The following is a 20,898-nucleotide window of genomic DNA, read 5'->3' as shown; positions in this document are numbered from 1 at the left end:
CGGGTCTGGGCAGCGACCGCCTGGAGGCCGACCAGCCGCATGACACACCGTAATCTTGAAAACTCGTACCGTAAGTGCTTTTGCCGAGCGCGAGGTTCTCCTGGCGGCCACGTAGATGGTCGAGCGCCACGACCGGCCCCACGTCGGCGTCGCCCGGCCGCGACGGCCCCACGCACCTGCACCCCACGTCGATGCCCGGTGGCCCTTCGCGCCCGGCCGGCGCTGTGGGGTCTGGCCTCGTTCTCGGCGTCTGTTGACCCGATGCTGTACGCACGTTTAGTGTTCTGAACATGAGTTCAGTCGCCGACGAGGGTGACCTCACCGCGAAGGCCACCATCCGCAACGCCGCCCTGCGCCTGTTCGCCGAGCGGGGGCACGATGCGGTCACGGTGCGGGAGATCGCCGCGGCGGCAGGGGTGTCACCCGCCCTGGTGGTGCATCACTTCGGCAGTAAGGACGGGTTGCGGGAAGCGGTGGACGGCTATGCCGCGAAGGCTTTCGACGCATTGTTCGCGATGGACGAGCACGACCTGGCCGAGATGCTGACCGGGGGCAACTCCATGTCGATTGCCGAGATGTTCGCCCGAGCTTTCCCGCACGGCTCCCCGTTGCCGGCGTACCTGCGGCGCCTGTTGCTGGTCAACGATCCGGCGGCGGCGGCCCTGTTCGGTCGGTGGTACGCCCTCACCGGCCGGCTACTCGATTCCATGACCGAGATCGGTGCCGTCCGACCGACCGAGGACCCGGCGGTTCGAGCGGCGTTCTTCCTGGTCAACGACCTCGCGCTGATCCTGCTGCGCAACCAGGTCGCCGCCGCGATCGGCGTTGACCCGCTCACGCCCGAGGGTGTGGCGCGCTGGGCGAAAGAGGTCACCGCTGTCTACACGACCGGCGCATTTGTGAGTGCGCCCAGGCAGGAGCCCTCATGAGTCAGCCCACCGACCTCATCCGCATTCGGCAGCTCACCAAGACGTTCGGGAAGGTCCGCGCCCTCGACGGCCTGGACCTCACCGTACGTGCCGGCGAGGTGCATGGCTTCCTCGGCCCCAACGGGGCCGGCAAGTCCACCACCATCCGCATCCTGCTCGGGCTGATCCGGGCCACCGGCGGGCAGGTCGAACTGTTCGGCGTCGATCCCTGGCGCCAGGCCGCCCGGCTCCATCGGCGGCTGGCCTACGTTGCCGGGGACGTCGCGCTGTGGCCCGGCCTGACCGGCGGCCAGTGCCTCGACGTGCTCGGCGCAACCCACGGCAGCGTCGACCAGAAGCGCCGGGAACGCCTGATCGAACGCTTCGATCTCGATCCGAGCAAGCGGATCCGGGACTACTCCAAAGGCAACCGCCAGAAGGTGGCGCTGGTGGCCGCGCTGGCCGCGGAGGCGGACCTGCTCATCCTCGACGAGCCCACCTCCGGGCTCGACCCGCTGATGGAGCAGGCCTTCCAGCTGTGCGTGCGCGAGCGACGTCAGGCCGGGGTCACGGTGCTGCTGTCCAGCCACCGCCTCGGCGAGGTGGAGGCGCTGGCCGATCGGGTGAGCATCATCCGCCGGGGCCGCACCGTCACCACCGGCAGCCTCGCCGACCTGCGCCGGCACACCCGCACGTCGGTACACGCGGTCACCGCCCGCGAACCCGACGGCCTGGCCAGCGCGCAGGGTGTGGCCGACTACGTCTGCGAACGGCGCGACGGGCACGTCGACACCAAGTTCACGATCGACGTCGATCACCTCGACGCGATGATCGGCAGGCTGCACGCCGCGCGGATCCACACCCTGACTGTCACCCCGCCGAGCCTGGATGCCCTGTTCCTGCAAGCCTACGGAGAGTCCCTCGACGACGGCCCGCAGACCAGCGACACGCTTGCCGAGGCCGGACGATGAGCGGCCCGGACCACGCGGCCGGCCACCGGCACGACCTGGGCATCATGGCCGCAATCATTTGGCGCACGCACCGACGCGGCATCCTCGTCTGGGTGATCGCCCTCGCGGCCAGCATGATCGGGACAGCGGCCTCCGTCGCGGGCCTCTACGACACTCCGGCCAAAATCCACACCTATGCCGAGGCGGTCACCTCCGGCAGCGCCCTGGCCGCGATCAACGGCCACGTCGAGGGCATCGACAGCCTCGGCGGGGTCATCCAGGACGAGTTCGGGTTCCTCGCCTCGTTCCTGCTCCCGCTGCTGGGCATCGCACTGATCGCCGGCTCGACACGACGGGAGGAGCAGGCGGGCCGGCTCGAGACGATCCTCGGCGGGCGGATCGCCCGGCACCAGCCGACCGTGGCAGCCCTCGCCGTGGCGACCGCGGCGATCCTGGTGACGTCCGCCCTGTTCGCCGCCGGGCTGACCCTCTGCGGGGTGCCGGTGTCCGGGTCGATCCTCTACAGCGCGGCGCTGGGAGCCCTGGCCTTCGTGTTCGCCGGGTTCGCGGCCCTGTTGGCGCAACTCGTGCGACACGCCCGCGGCGTCTACACGTGGAGCCTGATCGCGTTGGCCGTGGCGTACCTCGTGCGCGGGGTCGGCGACACGACCACGAGCTGGTTGACCTGGCTGTCTCCGCTGGGATGGGCGGAGAAGACCGCACCGTTCGCCGACCAGCGGTGGTGGGTGCTCGCCGTCCCGGCCCTGGCCGGCCTCGCCTCGGGCAGCACGGCCGTGTTGCTGGCCGCTCACCGCGACCTCGGCAACGCCCTGCTACGCGGCGGCACGGGCCCGGCCCGAGCCAGCTGGCTGCGGCAACAGCCGATCGGCTTCGCGGCCTGGATCCACCGCCCGGCGACCGCGGGCTGGCTGGCGGGTGGACTCCTGCTCACCGCGATGATGGGCGCGCTGGCCCGGCAGTTTCTCGACGCGATAGCCGGCAATGCAGCGCTGGGCGACGCCATAGGCATCCGCGGCAGCCGACAGTTGGACGGCTTCATCGCCGCGACCCAGGTCTACCTGGCGGTCATCGGCGCGGGGTACGTCATCCAGGCCATCGGCACCCTGCGCACCGAGGAGGCCGAGGGCCGCCTGGAGACACGGCTCGCCGGCACGCTCTCCCGGCTCCGCTGGCTGGCAGCCCACGGCGCCGTCGTGACGGCCGGGCTGGTGTTCATCGTCGTCGGTTCGTCGGCGGTCCTCGCGCTATCGACCGCGGGGTCGGTCGGCAACACCGACGAAGTCAGCGCTGTCATGACGGCCGGCCTGGACTACCTACCGGCGGAACTGGTGTTCGCCGGCCTCGCCCTAGCCGCGTTCGGCCTATGGCCACGCGGCTACGGGGCCACCTGGGCGGCGTACGCCGTATCGACCTTCGTCGCCTTCCTCGGCCCCGGCCTCAAGCTCGCACACTGGATTCTCGACCTCGCTCCCACGACACATGTGGGAAACCCTCCGCTGGCAACGGTCGACGCCGCCAACCTGGCAGCGCTGGCCGTTCTCGCCATCGCACTCGCACTGGCGGGATTCATAGCTTTCCGTCGTCGAGACATCCCGCTCGCTTGACAGTGAGGCAGTCACCCTTTCGGGAGGTTCTGATGCTGATCAAAGTGCTCAGCCCGGGCTGCGCCAACGGTGTGGCCTTGGAGCGCGCCACCCGCCAGGCCGTCGAGGCGCTCCGGCGTGGCCGCCGAGATCGAGAAGGTCACCGACTTTCCGAGCATCGTCGGCTACGGGGTGGTGTCCACCCCGGCGCTGGTCGTCGACGAGCAGGTCGTGCTTGCCGGCCGCGTCCCCACCGCGGGGCAGTTGCGGGACCTGCTGGCCCCGCTGGCGTCGTAGCGGCGACGGGCGAAGACGCCGCACCAGGCCCACGGCCAGCGCCGGGACCTGCCGCTGGCCGGTAGCGAGAAACGCGACCGCGGAACCCGAGAGGGCATCCGGTCTGCGACCCGGAAGAACTCACAGCCACGCTGCTCATCATCTCCGGAGCCAACGCCAGCGCCGACACGACCGCACGGCCAAGAAGCGGGGCAGGAAGCCAAGCTTCCTGCCCCGCTGAGCGTTGCGCTGCTATGCCGCTGCGCCAGTCATGTCATGTCCATTGGCCCGGTCGCCCGCCGGGTTGTCTACGTACCCCGGCGGAAGCTCCGCCCCCAATGCGATGGCCTTCTGCCGCAAGGCTCCAGACGTAGCCGCGTTGCGAATGTTCCGCAACTGCTTCGCCGTCAGGCCGTACAGAGCGCGAGCATCATCGTCGTTGAGCGGACCCAACACGGACTCTCCGTCAGCACACATCCTGACCCACAAACTCGCCCACTCCATAACCGTCCCCGCCGTCGCCGGCACCCTCATACGGGTGACCCGCGCATCATCAACGTCCTGGCTGCCGGGCTTGGGCGGCGCTGGCAGCGCGGGCGGGATCGCAGCGGTCGTCATTGGAACTTCCTCCGGCACCTCGACCACCGGCTCGGCCGGGACGCTTGGCGGCAATCCCGCAGCGCCGATGCTGCCCACCACGGCCTCTACCTCGGCAGTCCCGCCACGAGACGGTTCCAGGCCCGTCTTCGCCGCCTGCAACTCCTCCCGCCGCCGCGCCGCTGCCAAAGCCTGCTGGTGGCGGGTGACGATCTTCGCCTCGTGGGCGGCCTGCTTAATTGCCCGGGCTCGCTCGAGGTTGGCGATCGCATTCAGGATCGTGGCCGAGGTGCCCTCGGCAGGCGGGTAGTTGCGCCAGGCAACCGCCGCGCAGAACGTGTTGGTGGGCCAGGTTATCCAGCGCGCCCCGAACTTCGGGTTGCCACGCTTGACGTACGCCGTGCCCTCTTCGAACTGGTCCAGGAACTCGTGCAGCATGACCATGCCGAACAAGCTCAGCAGCGCCAGGTAGCCGCCCGCGATGACGTTGTGGCCGGAGTGGGTGTACTCGTACGCGAAATTCACCGTCGCCGAGGCGATCGCGGCGCCCCACACGACCCGGTAGCAGCGGTCCGGGGCCTTCTTCATACGCACCGCGCGGAAAGCCAGGAACGCGAACGTCACACTGACCCCGTCGAGGGTCCCGGGGACCAGGTACTCCCACCCGGCGTGCCAACCCAGCACGCTTCGACCGAACGAGACCAGACCGTGCAACGAGCCGGCCAGCACCATCGCCCAGAACAGCGCCGCGGGAATCATGGACGCCACCGTCAACGCCGTGTCCCGCCTCCGAGTGGCACCACCGGCCAACTGCGGGTTGGCGGAGCGCTCGCCAGCCCGCCGCATCCGCCGCCGCGCGACCGACCACGTCAGCACGGTAGCGACCAGATCGGCCACGGCGAGCAGCACCCAGGCGCCGGTCGGCACCCGCCCGACCATCGCTGCGATCATCGCCGAGATGTTCATCAGGCACCAGCCACGAGTGTCAACGGGCGAGTAGCTGCCGGCTGTCGGCACCGAGTTGCGGCCGCAGATCCGACCGTGAGCGTGGAAGCGGTCTGGTAACGCTCGGGTGCCATGCTCGCTGCGCGGACATGCGGCCGTCCGGTGTTACCAGAGTGGCCGACCGCGAGACCGGACTTCGACCGTCGAAAGAGGCGTGTGGTGGTGGAGTACAACGTCAACCTCCGGTATGGAGGCCCCGAACCGGCGCCGCTCCCCACCAGGATTTGTTGGGGATCTTGTTGGGGAACGACGCCGAACCTACCCGTCTGAACCCGGACCAGCCCGGATGACGCTGCAACGTAGCCGCACGTCAAAGCCGTTTTCCGGGACGAGCACCGACCAAGCCGCATGATCCAGGCGGTTTTCCCAAGCTGAACATGCGGGTTCGATTCCCGTCACCCGCTCCACGTTTGTACAGCTAGACAGCTTGATCAACCGAAGTTTGTTCGATCGACATCGATGGGCTTCCGGAATTGTTGAGGATCTCGTCGGCGACGAGCATCAACGCCAGGGGCGGTCAGAGCCCGTTCGAAGCGACGTCGGCAGGATGCCATCCAGCGCTGCACCATCGCTCAGCCCCAGGTCACGACTGTTACACCCGCCGGCGCGACGCCGACTAAGCCCTATGTCGCGGGTTTCGGCCTTCTTGCCGGCCAGCTGCGAGGGGGCGCGGTCGACGGTGAAGGCCCAGCCGTACGTCAGGACCTTGTCCTGCCACAGCTTGAACAGCGGGGTGGTGTTGTACCAGAACACCGGGTGCTGGAAGACGATCACCTCGTGCTCGGCCAGCAGCGCCTGCTCGGCGGCGACGTCGATCTGGAAGTCGGGGTAGGTGGCGTAGAGGTCGTGCACGGTGACGTGGGCCAGGTCGCGGACGGCGTCTACCAGCGCCGCGTTGGCCTTCGACTGCGACAGGTCGGGGTGACCCACGATAACGAGAACCTTGGACATGAGAGAACCTCTTCAGTGATCAGGAAATGGGGGTGACGGGGTGAGGAATTCGCCGGGACGTCGGTCCCTGTCCGGCACGAACGTCAGGGGCACTGGGCCGAGCCGGAGGGTGAACTCAGCGAGGTGGTACGCGGCGGGTCGGCACCGCTGTGCCGACTGCTGCTAGCGCCTGCCTGCCAGGGTTAGCGTGGCGGTCAGATCAGTTGAACCTTCAAGCATGCGGAGGCTCGTCATGGCAGCGGCGATGGGAGCTACATGGGTTCGGCGTCGTCGCGGGTTGCTGATCAACCGGTCAGGACGGTCATCGCCGGAGAAGGTGGCGTCAAGACGAGCGTGGGGTCTTTTCCGGTCCTGAGATGGGCCGGCCGATTCAGTAGCAGTCGTGCCGGCGCGCCGGCTGCGCGGTCAGTGCGGCTCGGATGCCGGTTCGAGGACGAAGACCGGGATCTGACGGTCGGTCTTCTTCTGGTACTCGGCGTAGTCAGGAAACGCTGCGACGGCTCGGGCCCACCACGCCGCTTTCTCGTCCCCGGTCACCTCGCGGGCCAGCATGTCCTGGCGCACCGAACCGTCCTGAAGCTCGACCCGGGGGTCGGCTACCACGTTGTGGTACCAGACCGGGTGGTTGGGGGCGCCGGCCAGGGAGGCGACCACGGCGTAGGCGCCGTCGTGTTCCACTCGCATGAGCGGGGATTTGCGGATCTTGCCGGTCTTCGCGCCCCGGGTGGTCAGGATGACGACCGGCAGGTCCCGCCTCTCGTCGTCCGGACCGGCCAGGACGCTCAGCGTCGTTCCTTGCGTGCCACCGGAGCTTTCGTACAACTGCACCTGGTCACGAACGAACTCCACCGGGTTCGGCTCGTATTCTCCTGTGAGCGGCATGTTGTCGTATCTCCATGCTGTAGAAGTCGTCGTTCCTGCCGAAGCACCCGGCGGACGCGATCATTCGGAGCGCCGGCCTTGTGCGTCGGCCGGGGTGTAGGGGTGTGGGGCTGTCAGGCGTGGATGTGGTCGTAGGTCAGGTTGCCGCCGAGCGCGCGGGAGGCGTCGGCCTGGGCGAGCAGTTCGCGGGCCTTGGCCTCGGCGGCCTCGATGGCGTCGGCACCGGCGATGAAGCGCGGCAGCGGTTCGTCCTGGCCGGCGATGGCCAGAAGGGCGCGGGCGAGCTTGGCGGGGTCGCCGGGCTGCTGGCCGTTCATGGCCTTCATGCCCTCGATCCTGGGGGCGGTCCGCGGGGTGTAATCGTCGATGGACAGCTCGGGCCAGATGGTGGACCCGTCCACGAGGAGTTCGGTGCGGAAGTAGCCGGGCTCCACGACCGTGGTGTGGATGTTGTACGGCGCGACGTCGTGGCGCAGCGATTCCATCCAGCCTTCTTCGGCGAACTTGGAGGCGGCGTAGGCGGAGGTGAACTCCATGCCGACCAGGCCGGCGGTCGAGGTGATGGTGATGACGTGGCCCGCCCGCTGCTTGCGCAGGATTGGCAGGATCGCGCGGGTGACGTTCATCGGGCCGAACAGGTTGGTCTCGAACTGCTGGCGCATCTGCGTCGGCGAGATCTCCTCGAAGTAGCCGGTGAACAGGTTCCCGGCGTTGTTGATCAGGACGTCGATACGGCCGAAGCGGTCGACGGCGGCCCGCGCGGCGGCTTCGGCGTCCTCGAGGCTGGTGACATCCAGCTTGGTGACCAGCAGGTTGTCCTGCGGCCCGCCCAGAATCTTCTCGACCTCGTCGGGGCGGCGGCCGGTGGCGACCACCTGGTGGCCGGCGGCGAGGGCCTCGCGGGCGATGTCCGTGCCGAGACCGCGTCCGGCGCCGGTGACGAGAATGACCTTGCTCATGAGCGTTCCTCTCAGGGGACATATCCCGGCGATGCACACCGCCGTGGCGGTACACCACCTACGGAACCAGCTGGCCCGCGGCGCGGGGAGTCCCTGCTTGGAGGGGGTACTGACAGGAACCCCCCGCCGGACGGCGGCGCTCGTAGAGTGGGATCCATGGCGGGAATAAACGGCCCTTACGGCACAGACCGTGATATTCGTGGTGATTTCCGGGCGGAGATCCGGGAATTCCTCACCACACGCCGGGCCCGGGTCACTCCGGAGCAGGCCGGACTGCCCGCGTACGGCGGAAACCGCCGGCAGGTCTCCGGGCTGCGCCGTGAGGAGGTCGCCCTGCTCGCGGGCATCTCCAGCGAGTACTACATCCGGCTGGAGCGCGGCAACGCCACCGGTGTCTCCGACAGCGTCATCGACGGTATCGCGCGAGCGTTGCGCCTCGACGAGGCCGAGCGGATCCACCTGCTCGACCTGCTGCGCGGCGCCGGCACCACCCGTCCGCCCCGCCGGCGGCCGTCCCCCCAGCGGGTGCGGCCCACCGTGCAGCGCGTGCTGGACTCGATGACCGGCACCCCCGCGTTCATCCTCAGCGGACGCGGGGACATCCTGGCCTCCAACGCTCTCGGGCGGGCGCTGTTCTCTCCGGTCTACGCCGACCCGGCACGACCGCCCAACAACGCCCGGTTCGTGTTCCTCGACCCGCACGCGACCGAGTTCTTCCGCGCCTGGGACGAGGTCGCCAACGACACGGTCGCCATGCTGCGCGCCACAGCTGGCCGTGACCTCTACGATCGGCGGCTCACAGACCTGATCGGGGAACTGTCCACCCGCAGCGAAGAATTCCGTCACCGCTGGGCCGCCCACAACGTCCGGATGCACGCCACCGGCGTGAAGCTCCTGCACCACCCGGTCGTCGGCGACCTCGACCTGCCGTTCGAGACCTTCCCGCTGGGCGACGACCCCAGCCAAATCCTGCTCACCTACTCCGCCGAGCCCGCATCACCCACCCAGGACGCCGTGAACCTGCTGGCCAGCTGGGCCGCGACCAACGACATCGAGCGGTCCACACCGGCCAGCGACCCCGCGCCCGCCGACCCGGCCGAGACATCCTGATCAACGAGCCGTACGGATGTCACGCCGCGGCCTACGTGCGCGGCGGTGTCACCGATGCACCGGTCTGCCGGGTGGCCGCCCAACTGGCCAGCATGCGCAGGGCGTCGTCGCCGGCCGAGCCCGCCGGGGCGCTCAGTAGCGTCATGGCCAGGCCCGGGTCGGCGGTCACCTGCAGGCTTTCGAAGTTCAGGTCCAGGTCGCCGACGACCGGGTGGTGGAACTGTTTGGTCCCGGTGCGGTGCAGGCGTACGTCGTGGGCGGCCCAGCGGGTCCGGAAGTCCTCGCTGCGGGTGCACAGCTCCCCGACGAGGTCGGTGAGTGCCTTGTCGTACGGGTCCCGGCCGGCCTCGGTGCGCATCATCGCCACGGTGTCGGAGGCGATCCGGTCCCAGTCGCGCCAGAACTCGCGGGCGCGCGGGTTGAGGAACGCGAAGCGGGCGTGATTCGCGGGGCGGCGGGGGTCGTCGAACATGGGCGCGTAGAGCGCCTGGGCGAGAGGGTTGGCGGCGAGGACGTCGAGGCGCCCGTTGTTGACGAACGCCGGGATTTCCGTCATCAGCTCCAGGGTGCGCGCGACGCTCGGCCTGATCTGCTGCGCCGGGGGCTTACGGCGCGGGTGGGTGGGCGGGCCGGCGGCGCGGGCGAGGTCGGCCAGATGCTGCTGCTCGGCTTCGTCGAGGCGCAAGGCCCGGGCGAGGGCGTCCAGGACACTGTCGGAGGCACCGGCGAGGTTGCCGCGTTCGAGCTGGGCGTAGTACTCAACGCTGACCCCGGCGAGATCAGCGACCTCGCTGCGGCGTAGTCCCGCAACGCGCCGGTTGCGGTTGTAGCTCTGCAGGCCGGCCTGCTCGGGGGTGATCCTGGCGCGGCGGGAGCTGAGGAAGGCTTTGACCTCGTCATGGTTGTCCACGCTTTCCAGGCTAGGCCGGACGGCGAACGCGAATGGTGGGCTGTCAGTACACCTGTTAGCAGTGACTTCTCCGCCGCGTCGGTCCGGGCTCGACTGGACCCATGAAGAAGGCAACCGCATCGATGATCGGCGCTGTCACCGTGGTCGCTCTCGCCGCGTGCTCGACCGGAAGTACGAGCGATTCCAGCGGTACTCCGCCGGCGACCACCGGGATCTCACCGTCCGTGAGCGCCGACGTCACCTCGCCCCCGAAGCCCGGCGCGTCGCCGGGCGTCGGCACACCCATCACGATCACGGCCGGCGGCCGGACGTTCACCGCAGCGCTCAACGACAGCAGCGCCGCCCGTGACTTCGCACGATCGCTGCCGATCACGTTGCCGGCCGCCCGGGATCGGTGGCATCGAGTACATGGTCGAGTTGCCCGCCCCGCTGACCGAGACCGGCCCGTTCTACACGACGGTCGAAGCCGGCGACATCGTGTACTGGAACCCACGCAACAGCGTCACCGTCATCTACGCGCCTACTGTTCCCGTCTCCGAACTGACGAAGCTAGGCGAGGTCACCTCTGACCTGAACGCATTCGCCGATCTTCCCGAGAACGTCGACCTGCGCATCGAGCGCGGACAACCGCATCTTGCTGGGCTGCACGCTGTCGCCGTTTGCCCCGCCGCGACGCGGGCCAGACCGGATTGCGGTCCCAAGGGGTGGGCTGCCAGTACACCCACCAGCAGCATCTTCTCCGCGCCCGTGAACGGCGGTTCTCTGGGGAATGACACCGACGCGGTGCCACAGCTCAACAGGAGGACGAGATGACGGAGAAGAAGGTTCTGCTGGTCACCGGGGCCGGGCGTGGCCTGGGCGTGGACATCGCGAAGGCGGCGCTGGCCGCCGGGTACGCGGTGGTCGCGACCGGTCGCGACCCGCAGAAGGTCACGCAGGCGGTCGGCGCCGCCGATGACGTGCTGACGGTACGGCTTGACGTGACCGATCCGGCCAGTGCGCAGGCGGCGGTGCAGGCGGCCGTGGACCGGTTCGGCCGCATCGACGTGCTGGTCAACAACGCCGGCAACTTCTACGCGGGCTACTTCGAGACCATCAGCCCCGAGCAGTTCCGGGCGCAGATGGAAACCAACTTCTTCGGCCCCCTGAACGTGACTCGCGCCGTGCTGCCGGTCCTGCGCCGGCAACGCTCCGGTCAGGTCATCACGATCACCTCGACCGCGGGTCTGATTGGGCAGGAGTTCTGCGCCGCGTACGCGGCATCGAAGTTCGCCCTCGAAGGCTGGATGGAGTCGCTGCACTTCGACGTCGCCCCCTATGGCATCTCCACCATGGCCGTCGAGCCCGGCTTCTTCCGCACCGAACTGCTCGTCGAAGGGTCCTCGACCATCTGGCCGCAACTGGACATCGACGACTACGCCGATCGCACCGCCCAGACCATCAAGGCATGGAAAGGCATGCACGGCCAGCAGACCGGCGACCCGAAGAAACTCGCCGAGGCGCTCATCACCCTCGCCGCTTCGGGTTCGCCGCCGCTGCGGTTCGTCGCGGGCGCGGACGCGATGGGCGCGGTCGAGCAGAACCTCGACACCATCCGCGGGCAGATCCAGGCCCACCGCCAGTTGTCCGCGGCGCTGTCCTACGACGCCTGACCCGGCAGCAGCATCGCCGCCCGATCAGACAGGTCCCACACCCACACCGAAGGACTCACATCGTGGATTCGAAACTCGCCGGAACCGTCGCCGTCGTCACCGGCGCCAGCAGCGGCATCGGCGACGCGACCGCCCGCCGCCTCGCCGAGCACGGCGCGGCCGTCGCCGTCCTCGCCCGCCGCAAAGACCGGCTCGACGCCCTGGTGAGCGACATCGTGGCCGCAGGCGGCACGGCACTGGCCGTCGAGGCCGACATCACCGATCGCGCCCAGGCCGACCAGGCGGTGCAGAGCGTCATCGACCGGTTCGGCCGGCTCGACATCCTGATCAACAACGCCGGTCTCATGCTCCTCGGCCCGATCGTCGGCGCCGACCTCGACGAGTGGGAACGGATGATCGCCGTCAACCAGAAGGGCCTGCTGTACGTGACGAACGCGGCCCTGCAACACCTGCTGAAGGCCGCGGCAGACGGGCCACGCGAGGTCGCCGACATCGTGAACATCTCCTCCATCGCCGGCCGGGTAGCGTGGGCGAACTTCGGCGTCTACAACATGACCAAGTTCGGCGTGAACGGGTTCACCGAAGCCCTCCGCCAAGAGGTCACCAAGAAACACGTCCGCGTCGGCGTCCTGGAGCCCGGAGCGGTCGACACCGAACTCGTCTCGCACAACAACGAGCAGATCAGAAACGACCTCGCCACCTCGGACGACATCCCCGAGCCGCTGCAGCCCGAGGACATCGCCGACAACGTCGCCTTCATGGTGACCCGCCCGCGCCGCTCCTCGATCTCGGAGCTGTGGGCGATGCCCACCTCCCAGGCCTGAACCACCAACCCCAGCCGGGGCCTCGATCGACCAACTGACGGAGGAGACACCAGCATGGAGTACACGCGACTCGGATCATCGGGCCTGAAGATCAGCCGCATCGCCTTGGGCACGATGGGATTCGGCGACGGCACGGTGCCGTTCTGGAGCTGGGCGCTGCCCTGGCAGGACGCGAAGCCGATCTTCGCGCAGGCACTCGACCTGGGCATCACCTTCTGGGACACCGCCAACGTATACGGCGCCGGCTCGTCAGAGGAAATCGTCGGTCGCGCTCTGGCCGAGACGCGCCGCGACGACATCGTGCTCGCCACGAAAGTGCACCAGAAGGTCGGCGACGGACCGGGCGGGTCCGGCCTGTCCCGCAAGGCGATCATGGAACAGATCGACCTCTCACTGTCCCGCCTCGGCACCGACTACGTCGACCTGTACCAGATCCACCGCTTCGACCCGGACACCCCCGTCGAGGAGACGATGGAGGCACTGCACGACGTCGTCAAGGCAGGCAAGGCCCGCTACCTCGGCGCATCCAGCATGTTCGCCTGGCAGTTCGCGAAAATGCAGCACGTCGCCGAACGGCACGGATGGACAAAGTTCATCTCCATGCAGGACCAATACAACCTGGTACAGCGCGGCGAGGAACAAGAGATGTACCCGCTACTCGCCGACCAGGGCGTCGGCAGCCTGCCGTGGAGCCCACTCGCCGCCGGCGTCCTCGCACGACCGTGGGGACAGGACAACACCAGGCGCGGCAAGGACAACCCGCAGACCGACTTCGACGGACACCCGCTGTGGCTCGACAGCGACAAACCGACGATCGACGCAGTCGAACGGATCGCCAAGGCCCGTGACGTGTCGATGGCCACGATCGCGCTGGCCTGGGTGCTCAAGAACCCCGTCGTCGACGCGCCCATCGTGGGAGCCACGAAGGCCCACCACCTGCCCGACGCCGTCGCAGCGCTGGACGTCACCCTCACCGAGGATGAGGTCACCGCGCTCGAGGAGCACTACACGCTCCGCGAGCCGACCTACTTCTGAACCACATCCGAGGGCACGGCACCCCCACCCGCGTCCCACACCCACCACAGAGGGAGCCCTGCCGGCGACGAGAACGAGGCCGCAATCGACGCCGCGCACGAGGCGAAGTATCCGCGAAGCCCGGCCGTGCTAACCATGCAGGGCGAAGGCCAGAAGTCGGCCCTCCATACGAATCTCGGCCCGCTGACCTGCTCAACCCGAACGCCCGGCCACGTCAGCCAGAAAAAGGAGGACACTCCGACTGGCAGGACGTCGCGCTTCCCGAGGCCGGACCCTCCGACTCCCTGGTATGCCCAACTGCGGCCCGCCGTTGTAGGCGATCACATCGTTGCGTTCGCAGTACGCCCGGAAGGTCCGCATGTCCATCCACACCCCCCTGCTTGTAACGGCTTCCGCGAGTCCGGAACGGAAGGACCTGTTGAGAGCCGGCCCGTGGATGGGGAGTTTGTTCTCCGCCGACCGGGCGCTCGCCGATAGAGCGCGATGGTGGCAGCCTTCGAGCCATGTCGAAGCCTATGAAGATCATCTACGACGTCCATATCGCAGACGGCGACCAAGGACGACGCCTCGCCGCGATCCAGGCACAAGCCATCTTGGGCGTCTTGACCTGGGCCGCCGAAGGTAACCAGCGCACCGCAGAGCAGGCCACCACGACCGAGACGGACACACGTCGGCCATCTACGTAGGCGCTGATACGATCCAGAATCGGGCATCGTGAATTTTGCAGTTCTGCGACGTGCCGCCGAAAAGCGCGATCAGGGCCGGGGTTCAAGACATCTGAAAACCTTTTAGGTCGGTTGATGCGCTCTTGTCCTGATTCAGGATGTCCAGTTTAGCGATAGTTTGCCCTAGTGCAGGTTCGTCTCCTCCCGGGGGCACACTGTAGATCTGCAAAATCGCAGCGTAGTCGGGAAACTACTGTACGTTCATGCGACGTACGCCCTCACATAGCGCAGCACGTCACGTTTCGGTTCAGCGAGATGCCAGGGGCTGGGCGGGCCACGACGGCCCGGCGAGCGGCGTCAGCCCAAGTCATTCGGCGATGATCTCGGCTGGGCCGCGCGATCGTGGGTGCCGCCGGCCAAGGTCACGTCAGGCTTCCGGTCGGATCCGGCTAGCCCCGGTGCCGGATCCCAACTCCACCACGACCTCGGCATGCGCCAGGTCCAGTCCGGCGGTCATCACCCGCACCAAGCGCCGGAGAACAGGCTGCGAGGGCGCCGGCCAGCCAGGGCTTGCGGAGAACTCGCGCATGATCGACATGCCCCGACGCTTTGTATCGATCTTGTCGTCGTCCCGAACGCCCGGCCGGCTCGTCCGCCAGGACGAACCAGGCCGTGCCTAGAGCAGCTTGGCGACGGCACTCCCGATCGTGATGAGGCGTGCGACTGATCTACGCGGCTGTCTCGGCGGGGGTGGTCTGGGACGACGCCGGGTCGTTGTCGGGCCGGGATGGGTCGAGGCCGGCGACGTCCATCAGGGCGTTGGCGGTGGTGACGGCGAGGCCGTCCAACTCGTGGGCCTGTACGACAGATCGGGCACTGGCCCCGTCGAACACGACGGTCAGTTGCCGGGCCAGCAGGTCGGGGTCGCGAGCACCGCCGCGTTGGGCCTCGTGGCGGAAGAACGCGGTGAGTCCGTCCTTCTGCCGGCGCGCGATCACGCTTGCCGGGTGTTCGGGGGATTTGGTTTGGATCGCGGTCGCGACGAACGGGCAGCCGAGGAAGTCCTGTACCGGCTCGAGGTATTCCAGGCGTTCGAAGACGTGCAGGATCCGCTCGCGTGGTGGCCGGCCGTCGTCGGGGGCCGGTAGCAGGGCGGCGGAGTATTCGGGCGCGGAGCGTTCCAGGCTGGCGGCTACCAGGTCGTCCTTGCTGGGAAACAGCTGGTACATCGAGCGCTTGGACACGCCCGCGGCGCGGCACACCGCGTCGACGCCGACGCTGATGCCCTGTTCGTAGAACAGCTTCGCCGCGGCGTCGAGCAGCCGCTCGCGTGTCGAGGCGGCGCCGGCGGGCGCCGGGGACGGTGTCGGGTTGCCCATGAACCTGAGGGTACCTGCTGTTCTTGCGATGTGAAAACAGATCAGTTTATGGTGAAACAGATCGGTTTCCGCCGGAGGGGGCCGCGACCACACCATTGCCGTTGGGAAATCGAGGAGAGCGAGCATGCAGCCGACCCGCGATCGGGTGCGCCGGGACGTCGCGCCGCTGGAGTTGTTCTTCGACCTGGTCTACGTCTTCGCCATCGGTCAGTTGTCGCACCTGCTGCTGGGGCACCCGACGTGGACCGGCGCGGCCCAGGTGCTCGTGCTCTACCTCGCGGTGTTCGCGGCGTGGGCGTACACGACCTGGGCGGTCACCCTGGTCCCGGCCGAGGATCCGCGCAGCCGGCGGATGCTGCTGACGGTCATGCTCCTTGGGCTGTTCATGAACGCCGCGATTCCGCGCGCCTTCGACGACGCCGGGTGGGTTTTCGTCGCCACGTTTCTGCTGATTCACCTCGGCCGGGCGGCATGGCTGCTCACCGTCGGCCTGGATCGGGTCAATCAGGAGCACTTCGTCCGTGTGCTGGTCTGGTTCGTCGCGGCCGCACCGTTGTGGCTGATCGGCGCGGCCACCGGCGGCAACACGCGGCTGGCATGGTGGGCCGGCGCGGCATTGATCGAACTGGTGGGGACCTGGACGGCGCATCCCCTGCCCGGCCGCCGGCTGGACTCCCGGCAGGTCGCCTTCGCCGGCGGACACCTGCTGGAACGCGGCCGCCTGTTCATGATCATCGCGTTCGGTGAGGCGGTCATGACCACCGGCGCCGCGCTGACCGCGGCACCGTACGAGCCCATGACCTTGCTGACCGCCGACGTGGCGCTTGCCGGCACGGTCGCGTTGTTCTGGCTGTTCTTCAGCCGCTCCGAGCGCGTCGTGCACCACTACGAGCGCACCGAGGACCCGATTCGGGCCGGGCGCAGCGGTGTTTACAGCCTGATGGTCTCCGTGGCCGGGATGATCGCCGCCGCCGCCGGCGATGAACGCGTCATCGCCCACCCGGTCGAGCACGCCGGCATCACCACCAACCTGCTGCTGTTCGGCGGGCCCGCCCTGTTCCTGGGCGCGCAGACCTGGCATGCGGCGATCCTGCTCAACGACCTGCGCCGGTCCCGGCTGGTTGCGCTGTTCGCTCTCGTCGTCGGCTGCGCGGTCACGCTGGCGGTCTCGGCGTACGTGGCAGCGGTCGTCGCCGCGGCGATCGTCGTCGGCCTGGCCGCTTTCGAGGATCGTCGGCGAGCCGGGGATCAGAACCTGAAACCGAGCACATTGCCGCCCGTGGCGTAACCGCGCCGGCCGACGGCGCACGCCGCTGCCGGATTCTTCGCAGCTGCGCGCCATCGCCCCTTGCGTCAGGAAACAGATCTGTTTATGGTTGGGCGGTGAGGGAAACAGATCTGTTTCCCCGGGAGGGATGTGGCACATGACCAGCATCAACGGCTCGGTAGCACTGGTCACCGGCGGCAGCCGCGGCATCGGCAAGGCACTGGTGGAAGAGCTCTACGCCCGGGGCGCCGCCAAGGTCTACGCCACCGCCCGCGACCCCCGCACCGTCACCCACCCCGACGCGGCGCCGCTGGCCCTGGAGCTCACCGATCCGGACTCCGCGGCAGCCCTCGCCGACCAGGCGCCGGACGTGACGATCCTGATCAACAACGCCGGGGCATCGTTCGGCTCGTCGTTCCTGGACACGCCGGTCGATGACATCCGCCGCGAGTTCGACGTCAACTTCTACGGGCCGCTGCACATCACCCGCGCGTTCGCGCCGGTCATCGAACGCAACGGCGGCGGTCACATCCTGACCATCCACTCGGCGCTGTCCTGGTTCTCGATGCCCGGCACCGACGCGTACGGCGCGTCCAAGGCGGCGCTGTGGTCGCAGACCAACGCCCTGCGCCTGGCCCTGGCACCTCGCGGTGTCGCCGTCACCGGGTTGCACGTGGCGTACGTCGACACCGACCTGACCGCCGGAGTCGACGCACCCAAGACCTCCCCGCGCAGCGTCGCGACCCAGGCCCTGGACGGCATCGAGGCGAACGCCCTCGAAGTCATCGCCGACGACCTGACCCGCCAGGTCAAGGCCGGGCTCGCCGCCGACCCGGCGATCCTCTACCCCCAGGTCGCCGCCGGACGGTAGCCGGCACACATATCGCTGCCTCGTCGTCGCCCTCGCCCTGGGTGAAGTGTCTTCACCGAACTGACAAAAGCCGCAATTCTCTCATCTTCAAGGAGTTCATCATGAGGTCGAACAAGCCGATCGCGCTCGTCACCGGTGCGTCCGCGGGTATCGGGAAGGCCGTCTCGCTCGGGCTGGTGAAGGCGGGTTACGAGGTGATCGGCACCGGCCGGAACACGTCCCGCCTCGCCCGCGTCAACGGGGTGACCTATCTCGACCTCGACGTGACCAGCGACGAGTCGGTCACCGCCGCGGTAGAGCAGGTGATCCAGCGGTACGGCCGGATCGACGTGCTGGTCAACAACGCCGGTGTCGGCTCGGCGGGAGCCGCGGAGGAAAGCTCCGTCGCGCAGGTGCAGGCGCTGTTCGACATCAACGTCTTCGGCGTCATCCGGATGACCAACGCCGTCCTGCCGCACATGCGTACCCAGCGGTGCGGCCGGATCGTCAACATCTCCTCCGTCGTCGGGTTCATCCCGGCGCCGTTCATGGCCCCCTACGCCGCGTCCAAGCACGCGGTCGAGGGCTACTCGGAGTCGATCGACCACGAGGTCCGCGAGTACGGCGTCCGGGTCCTGCTCGTCGAGCCCGGATGGACCAACACCGGCTTCGAGACCAACAGCGTGCGCCCCGACACCCCGATGGAGGTCTACGCCAAGCAGCGCACCATCGCCGACAAGCTGATCGTCGAGGCGGTCAAGGCCGGCGACGACCCGGACGCCGTCGCCCAGGCGGTCGTCGCGGCGGCGACCGACACCAAGCCGAAGCTGCGCTACCCCGCCGGCTCGCGGGCCGGACTGGTCAGCACCATGCGCCGCGTCGTTCCCTCCCGGGCCTTCGACCGGCAGATCCGCAAGATGAACCAGCTCGCTGGCTGAAACCCCACGACCGAACGTCCACCGATCTCCCAGCACGCAGCCAACCCCATCAGCACAGGAGCGCACCATGACGCAGCCCAGCCAGTTCAGCATCGAGACCGTCGCCCCCAAGATCCGCAAGGTCACCTTCACGAATCCGCCCGTGAACGTCGTCGGCGCGGACACCGTCGCCCAGTTGTCCGATGTCGTCGACGAGCTGAGCCGAGACGAGCAGGTCCAGGTCGTCGTCTTCGACAGCGGTACGCCCGAATACTTCTTCAACCACGCCGATCTCGCCCAGGTGGCCGAACTGCTGGCACAGACCGGCCCCGACGCGACCCCGTTGTTCGTCGACCTGTCCATCCGCCTGAGCCAGGCCCCGTTCGTCAGCATCGCCGCCATCCGCGGCCGTACGCGAGGCGGCGGCGACGAGATCACCCTCGCCTTCGACCTGCGTTACGCCAGCCGCGAGCAGGCCATCTTCTGCCAACCCGAGGTCTCGATCGGCCTGGTCCCCGGCGGAGGCGGCAGCGACCGCCTCGCCCGCCTGCTCGGCCGCGACCGCGCCCTCGAAGCCATCCTCACCAGCCAGGACTACGACGCCGACCGGGCCGAACAGTACGGCTGGGTCACCCGGGCCGTCGCCGACGCCGACCTCGACGACCTCATCACCGGCGTGGCAACACGCATCGCCTCGTTCGACAAAGCCGCCGTCCTGGCCGCCAAGGCACAGATCAACCGCTCGACCCTGCCCCCGGCGGCCGACCTGCGCGCCTCCTGGGCGCAGTTCGCCGAATCGGTAACCCGGCCGGGCTTCCAGACCCGCGTACCGCTCATCGGCAAGCTCATCGCCGAGTTCGGCCCCGACGAGGTCGAACGAAACCTGGCCCACTACGCCGGCCTCGCCAACCAGCAGGCATAGCCCTGCAGACACCGGTCAAGTCAGTCCGCTGACGCGAGTTCGCCCCCTGCAACCCAGACCGCATGCCGTGTCCCCACCCCGCAAGGCAGTCACCCGGCACCGACGCCGTGCACCCCGGGCGTTAACCCGTGCGCGCTGGCATGCACCGCCAATCAGCATCACCACGCCGGGTGAGTCTCCCCGCATCCATTCTCAAGGAAGTGACATGTCTTCAACCAGGCTACGTACCCGCATCGCCCGGTCCGCCGCGCTGGCACTGGCCACCGTCTCGGTCGTCGGAGCCCTGACCACCGCCGCACCCGGCATGGCCACTGCCCGAACCGACACCGCGGTCGCCGCCCGCTACGCCCTCCAGGCGCGCAGCGCCGGCACCGCCGCCACCGCCCCCAACCTGGACATCACCGCTGCCAACGGCGTCAGCTACCGCTACCGCCGCTTCGGCAACCCCAGCGCCACCAGCCTGCCCCTGGTCTTCCTGCAGCACTACCGCGGCACCCTCGACAACTGGGACCCGCTGCTCATCGACACGATCGCCGCCAAGCGCGAGGTCATCCTCCTGGACAACACCGGTGTCGGCGGCTCCACCAGCGCCACCCCCGGCACCATCCAGCAGATGAGCCTGGACGCCATCGCCTTCATCGACGCCCTCAAACTGCCCCGCTACGACGTGCTCGGCTTCTCCCTCGGCGGCCAGGTCGCCCAGGAAGTCGCGCTGCGCCGCCCCTGGCAGGTCCGCCGCGTCATCCTGGCCGGCACCGGCCCCCAGGGCGGCGTGGACCAGCGGGCCTCCGACCCCAAGATCCTGGCAAGCGCGCTGAAGGACAACCCCGGCCCCGCCGACTTCCTCTTCCTGTTCTTCAAGAACACCACCGCCAGCCAGGCCGCGGGAACCCAGTTCCTGCAACGCCTCGGGCAGCGCACCACCGACCACGACGCACCCGCCAGCCTCGCCACCCGCGACGCCCAGCTCACCGCCATGTCCGACTGGGGCATCCCCGACAAATCCAAACTGGTACGCCTGAACGCACTCTTCCAGCCCGTCCTGGTCGCCGACGGCGACAGCGACATCCTGATGCCCCCGGCAAACTCCCACCTGCTGGCCAAGTACCTCCCCAACGCCCACCTGAGCATCTACCCGAACGCCGGCCACGGCTTCCTCTTCCAATACCCGATCAAGTTCGGCACCGAAGTGAACAACTTCCTCGACCGCTGACAGCACCCCCGCCCGGAACCAC

21 protein-coding genes and 1 pseudogene are annotated in these 20,898 nt (G+C 68.5%); 15 read left to right on the top strand and 7 right to left on the bottom strand.

Features of this window, described 5'->3' with window-relative positions:
* Nucleotides 1-290 precede the first annotated feature (290 nt).
* The 4 genes from IH26_RS0123025 to IH26_RS53840 all read left to right on the top strand — a co-directional run bounded on the left by IH26_RS0123025 (nucleotide 291) and on the right by IH26_RS53840 (nucleotide 3,759).
* Entirely contained in the window at nucleotides 291-929 is a 639-nt protein-coding gene (locus tag IH26_RS0123025; RefSeq protein WP_030438304.1) for a TetR/AcrR family transcriptional regulator, read from the top strand.
* A complete protein-coding gene (locus IH26_RS0123020) occupies nucleotides 926-1,879 on the top strand; it encodes an ABC transporter ATP-binding protein (RefSeq protein ID WP_030438303.1) in 954 nt (317 codons plus the stop codon). The genes IH26_RS0123025 and IH26_RS0123020 overlap by 4 nt, the downstream gene beginning before the upstream one ends.
* Nucleotides 1,876-3,483 carry an ABC transporter permease gene (locus IH26_RS0123015; protein ID WP_030438302.1) on the top strand — a complete coding sequence of 536 codons (1,608 nt, stop codon included), beginning with the start codon at nucleotides 1,876-1,878 and terminating at the stop codon, nucleotides 3,481-3,483. The genes IH26_RS0123020 and IH26_RS0123015 overlap by 4 nt, the downstream gene beginning before the upstream one ends.
* A 117-nt stretch (nucleotides 3,484-3,600) precedes the next feature.
* Nucleotides 3,601-3,759: a thioredoxin family protein gene (locus IH26_RS53840; RefSeq protein WP_211268734.1), complete on the top strand. Its 159-nt coding sequence runs from the start codon at nucleotides 3,601-3,603 to the stop codon at nucleotides 3,757-3,759.
* Between the two features lie 231 nt (nucleotides 3,760-3,990).
* Here the strand turns inward: IH26_RS53840 and IH26_RS0123005 are convergent, their stop codons facing one another.
* The 4 genes from IH26_RS0123005 to IH26_RS0122990 all read right to left on the bottom strand — a co-directional run bounded on the left by IH26_RS0123005 (nucleotide 3,991) and on the right by IH26_RS0122990 (nucleotide 8,132).
* Complete coding sequence (locus tag IH26_RS0123005) at nucleotides 3,991-5,301, bottom strand: hypothetical protein (protein WP_157437339.1); 1,311 nt, start codon at nucleotides 5,299-5,301, stop codon at nucleotides 3,991-3,993.
* A gap of 540 nt (nucleotides 5,302-5,841) precedes the next feature.
* Nucleotides 5,842-6,291, bottom strand: a complete 450-nt coding sequence (locus IH26_RS0123000; RefSeq protein ID WP_084599013.1) for an NAD(P)H-dependent oxidoreductase — start codon at nucleotides 6,289-6,291, stop codon at nucleotides 5,842-5,844.
* A gap of 405 nt (nucleotides 6,292-6,696) precedes the next feature.
* Entirely contained in the window at nucleotides 6,697-7,173 is a 477-nt protein-coding gene (locus IH26_RS0122995; RefSeq protein WP_030438299.1) for a nitroreductase family deazaflavin-dependent oxidoreductase, read from the bottom strand.
* 113 nt (nucleotides 7,174-7,286) lie between these two features.
* Entirely contained in the window at nucleotides 7,287-8,132 is an 846-nt protein-coding gene (locus IH26_RS0122990) for an SDR family NAD(P)-dependent oxidoreductase (protein ID WP_030438298.1), read from the bottom strand.
* A 156-nt stretch (nucleotides 8,133-8,288) separates the two neighbouring features.
* Between IH26_RS0122990 and IH26_RS0122985 the strand changes: the two genes are divergently transcribed.
* Nucleotides 8,289-9,242 (top strand): helix-turn-helix transcriptional regulator, encoded by a 954-nt coding sequence (locus tag IH26_RS0122985; protein ID WP_051808411.1) that lies wholly within the window; start codon nucleotides 8,289-8,291, stop codon nucleotides 9,240-9,242.
* A gap of 31 nt (nucleotides 9,243-9,273) precedes the next feature.
* On the opposite strand, the gene IH26_RS0122980 is transcribed toward IH26_RS0122985, so the two are convergent.
* Nucleotides 9,274-10,152 carry a helix-turn-helix domain-containing protein gene (locus IH26_RS0122980; RefSeq protein WP_030438296.1) on the bottom strand — a complete coding sequence of 293 codons (879 nt, stop codon included), beginning with the start codon at nucleotides 10,150-10,152 and terminating at the stop codon, nucleotides 9,274-9,276.
* Nucleotides 10,153-10,253: 101 nt separating this feature from the next.
* On the opposite strand from IH26_RS0122980, the pseudogene IH26_RS64585 reads away from it, so the two are divergent.
* The 5 genes and pseudogenes from IH26_RS64585 to IH26_RS0122955 all read left to right on the top strand — a co-directional run.
* Nucleotides 10,254-10,493, top strand: a pseudogene (locus tag IH26_RS64585) (hypothetical protein); the annotation flags it as partial.
* Nucleotides 10,494-10,497: 4 nt separating this feature from the next.
* On the top strand, nucleotides 10,498-10,965 hold the full coding sequence (locus IH26_RS0122970) for a cyclophilin-like fold protein (protein ID WP_281179766.1): 468 nt from the start codon (nucleotides 10,498-10,500) through the stop codon (nucleotides 10,963-10,965).
* Nucleotides 10,962-11,804, top strand: a complete 843-nt coding sequence (locus tag IH26_RS63040; RefSeq protein ID WP_030438293.1) for an SDR family oxidoreductase — start codon at nucleotides 10,962-10,964, stop codon at nucleotides 11,802-11,804. Before IH26_RS0122970 ends, IH26_RS63040 begins: the two co-directional genes overlap by 4 nt.
* Nucleotides 11,805-11,866: 62 nt before the next feature.
* A complete protein-coding gene (locus tag IH26_RS0122960; RefSeq protein ID WP_030438292.1) occupies nucleotides 11,867-12,628 on the top strand; it encodes an SDR family NAD(P)-dependent oxidoreductase in 762 nt (253 codons plus the stop codon).
* 54 nt (nucleotides 12,629-12,682) lie between these two features.
* Complete coding sequence (locus IH26_RS0122955; RefSeq protein ID WP_030438291.1) at nucleotides 12,683-13,663, top strand: aldo/keto reductase; 981 nt, start codon at nucleotides 12,683-12,685, stop codon at nucleotides 13,661-13,663.
* A 1,092-nt stretch (nucleotides 13,664-14,755) separates the two neighbouring features.
* Here the strand turns inward: IH26_RS0122955 and IH26_RS59975 are convergent.
* Together IH26_RS59975 and IH26_RS0122940 are read right to left on the bottom strand one after the other, a co-directional pair.
* Nucleotides 14,756-14,926, bottom strand: a complete 171-nt coding sequence (locus IH26_RS59975; protein WP_157437338.1) for a hypothetical protein — start codon at nucleotides 14,924-14,926, stop codon at nucleotides 14,756-14,758.
* 130 nt (nucleotides 14,927-15,056) lie between these two features.
* The gene (locus tag IH26_RS0122940) at nucleotides 15,057-15,707 is read right to left on the bottom strand and encodes a TetR/AcrR family transcriptional regulator (protein WP_051808410.1); all 651 of its coding nucleotides are present in this window, start codon (nucleotides 15,705-15,707) and stop codon (nucleotides 15,057-15,059) included.
* Between the two features lie 124 nt (nucleotides 15,708-15,831).
* On the opposite strand from IH26_RS0122940, the gene IH26_RS0122935 reads away from it, so the two are divergent.
* The 5 genes from IH26_RS0122935 to IH26_RS0122915 all read left to right on the top strand — a co-directional run bounded on the left by IH26_RS0122935 (nucleotide 15,832) and on the right by IH26_RS0122915 (nucleotide 20,876).
* Nucleotides 15,832-16,995: a low temperature requirement protein A gene (locus tag IH26_RS0122935; protein WP_030438289.1), complete on the top strand. Its 1,164-nt coding sequence runs from the start codon at nucleotides 15,832-15,834 to the stop codon at nucleotides 16,993-16,995.
* Between the two features lie 136 nt (nucleotides 16,996-17,131).
* The gene (locus tag IH26_RS0122930; RefSeq protein ID WP_030438288.1) at nucleotides 17,132-17,845 is read left to right on the top strand and encodes an SDR family oxidoreductase; all 714 of its coding nucleotides are present in this window, start codon (nucleotides 17,132-17,134) and stop codon (nucleotides 17,843-17,845) included.
* Nucleotides 17,846-17,946: 101 nt separating this feature from the next.
* Nucleotides 17,947-18,762 carry an oxidoreductase gene (locus tag IH26_RS0122925; RefSeq protein WP_030438287.1) on the top strand — a complete coding sequence of 272 codons (816 nt, stop codon included), beginning with the start codon at nucleotides 17,947-17,949 and terminating at the stop codon, nucleotides 18,760-18,762.
* A 67-nt stretch (nucleotides 18,763-18,829) separates the two neighbouring features.
* A complete protein-coding gene (locus IH26_RS0122920; protein ID WP_030438286.1) occupies nucleotides 18,830-19,663 on the top strand; it encodes an enoyl-CoA hydratase/isomerase family protein in 834 nt (277 codons plus the stop codon).
* 205 nt (nucleotides 19,664-19,868) lie between these two features.
* Nucleotides 19,869-20,876 (top strand): alpha/beta fold hydrolase, encoded by a 1,008-nt coding sequence (locus IH26_RS0122915; RefSeq protein WP_084599012.1) that lies wholly within the window; start codon nucleotides 19,869-19,871, stop codon nucleotides 20,874-20,876.
* Nucleotides 20,877-20,898: the final 22 nt, after the last annotated feature.

Source organism: Actinoplanes subtropicus (assembly GCF_000721705.1).
In the GTDB taxonomy this organism is placed as follows: domain Bacteria; phylum Actinomycetota; class Actinomycetes; order Mycobacteriales; family Micromonosporaceae; genus Actinoplanes; species Actinoplanes subtropicus.
The sequence above is the reverse complement of the archived record's forward strand: the minus strand, read 5'-3'. Positions and strand labels throughout refer to the sequence as shown.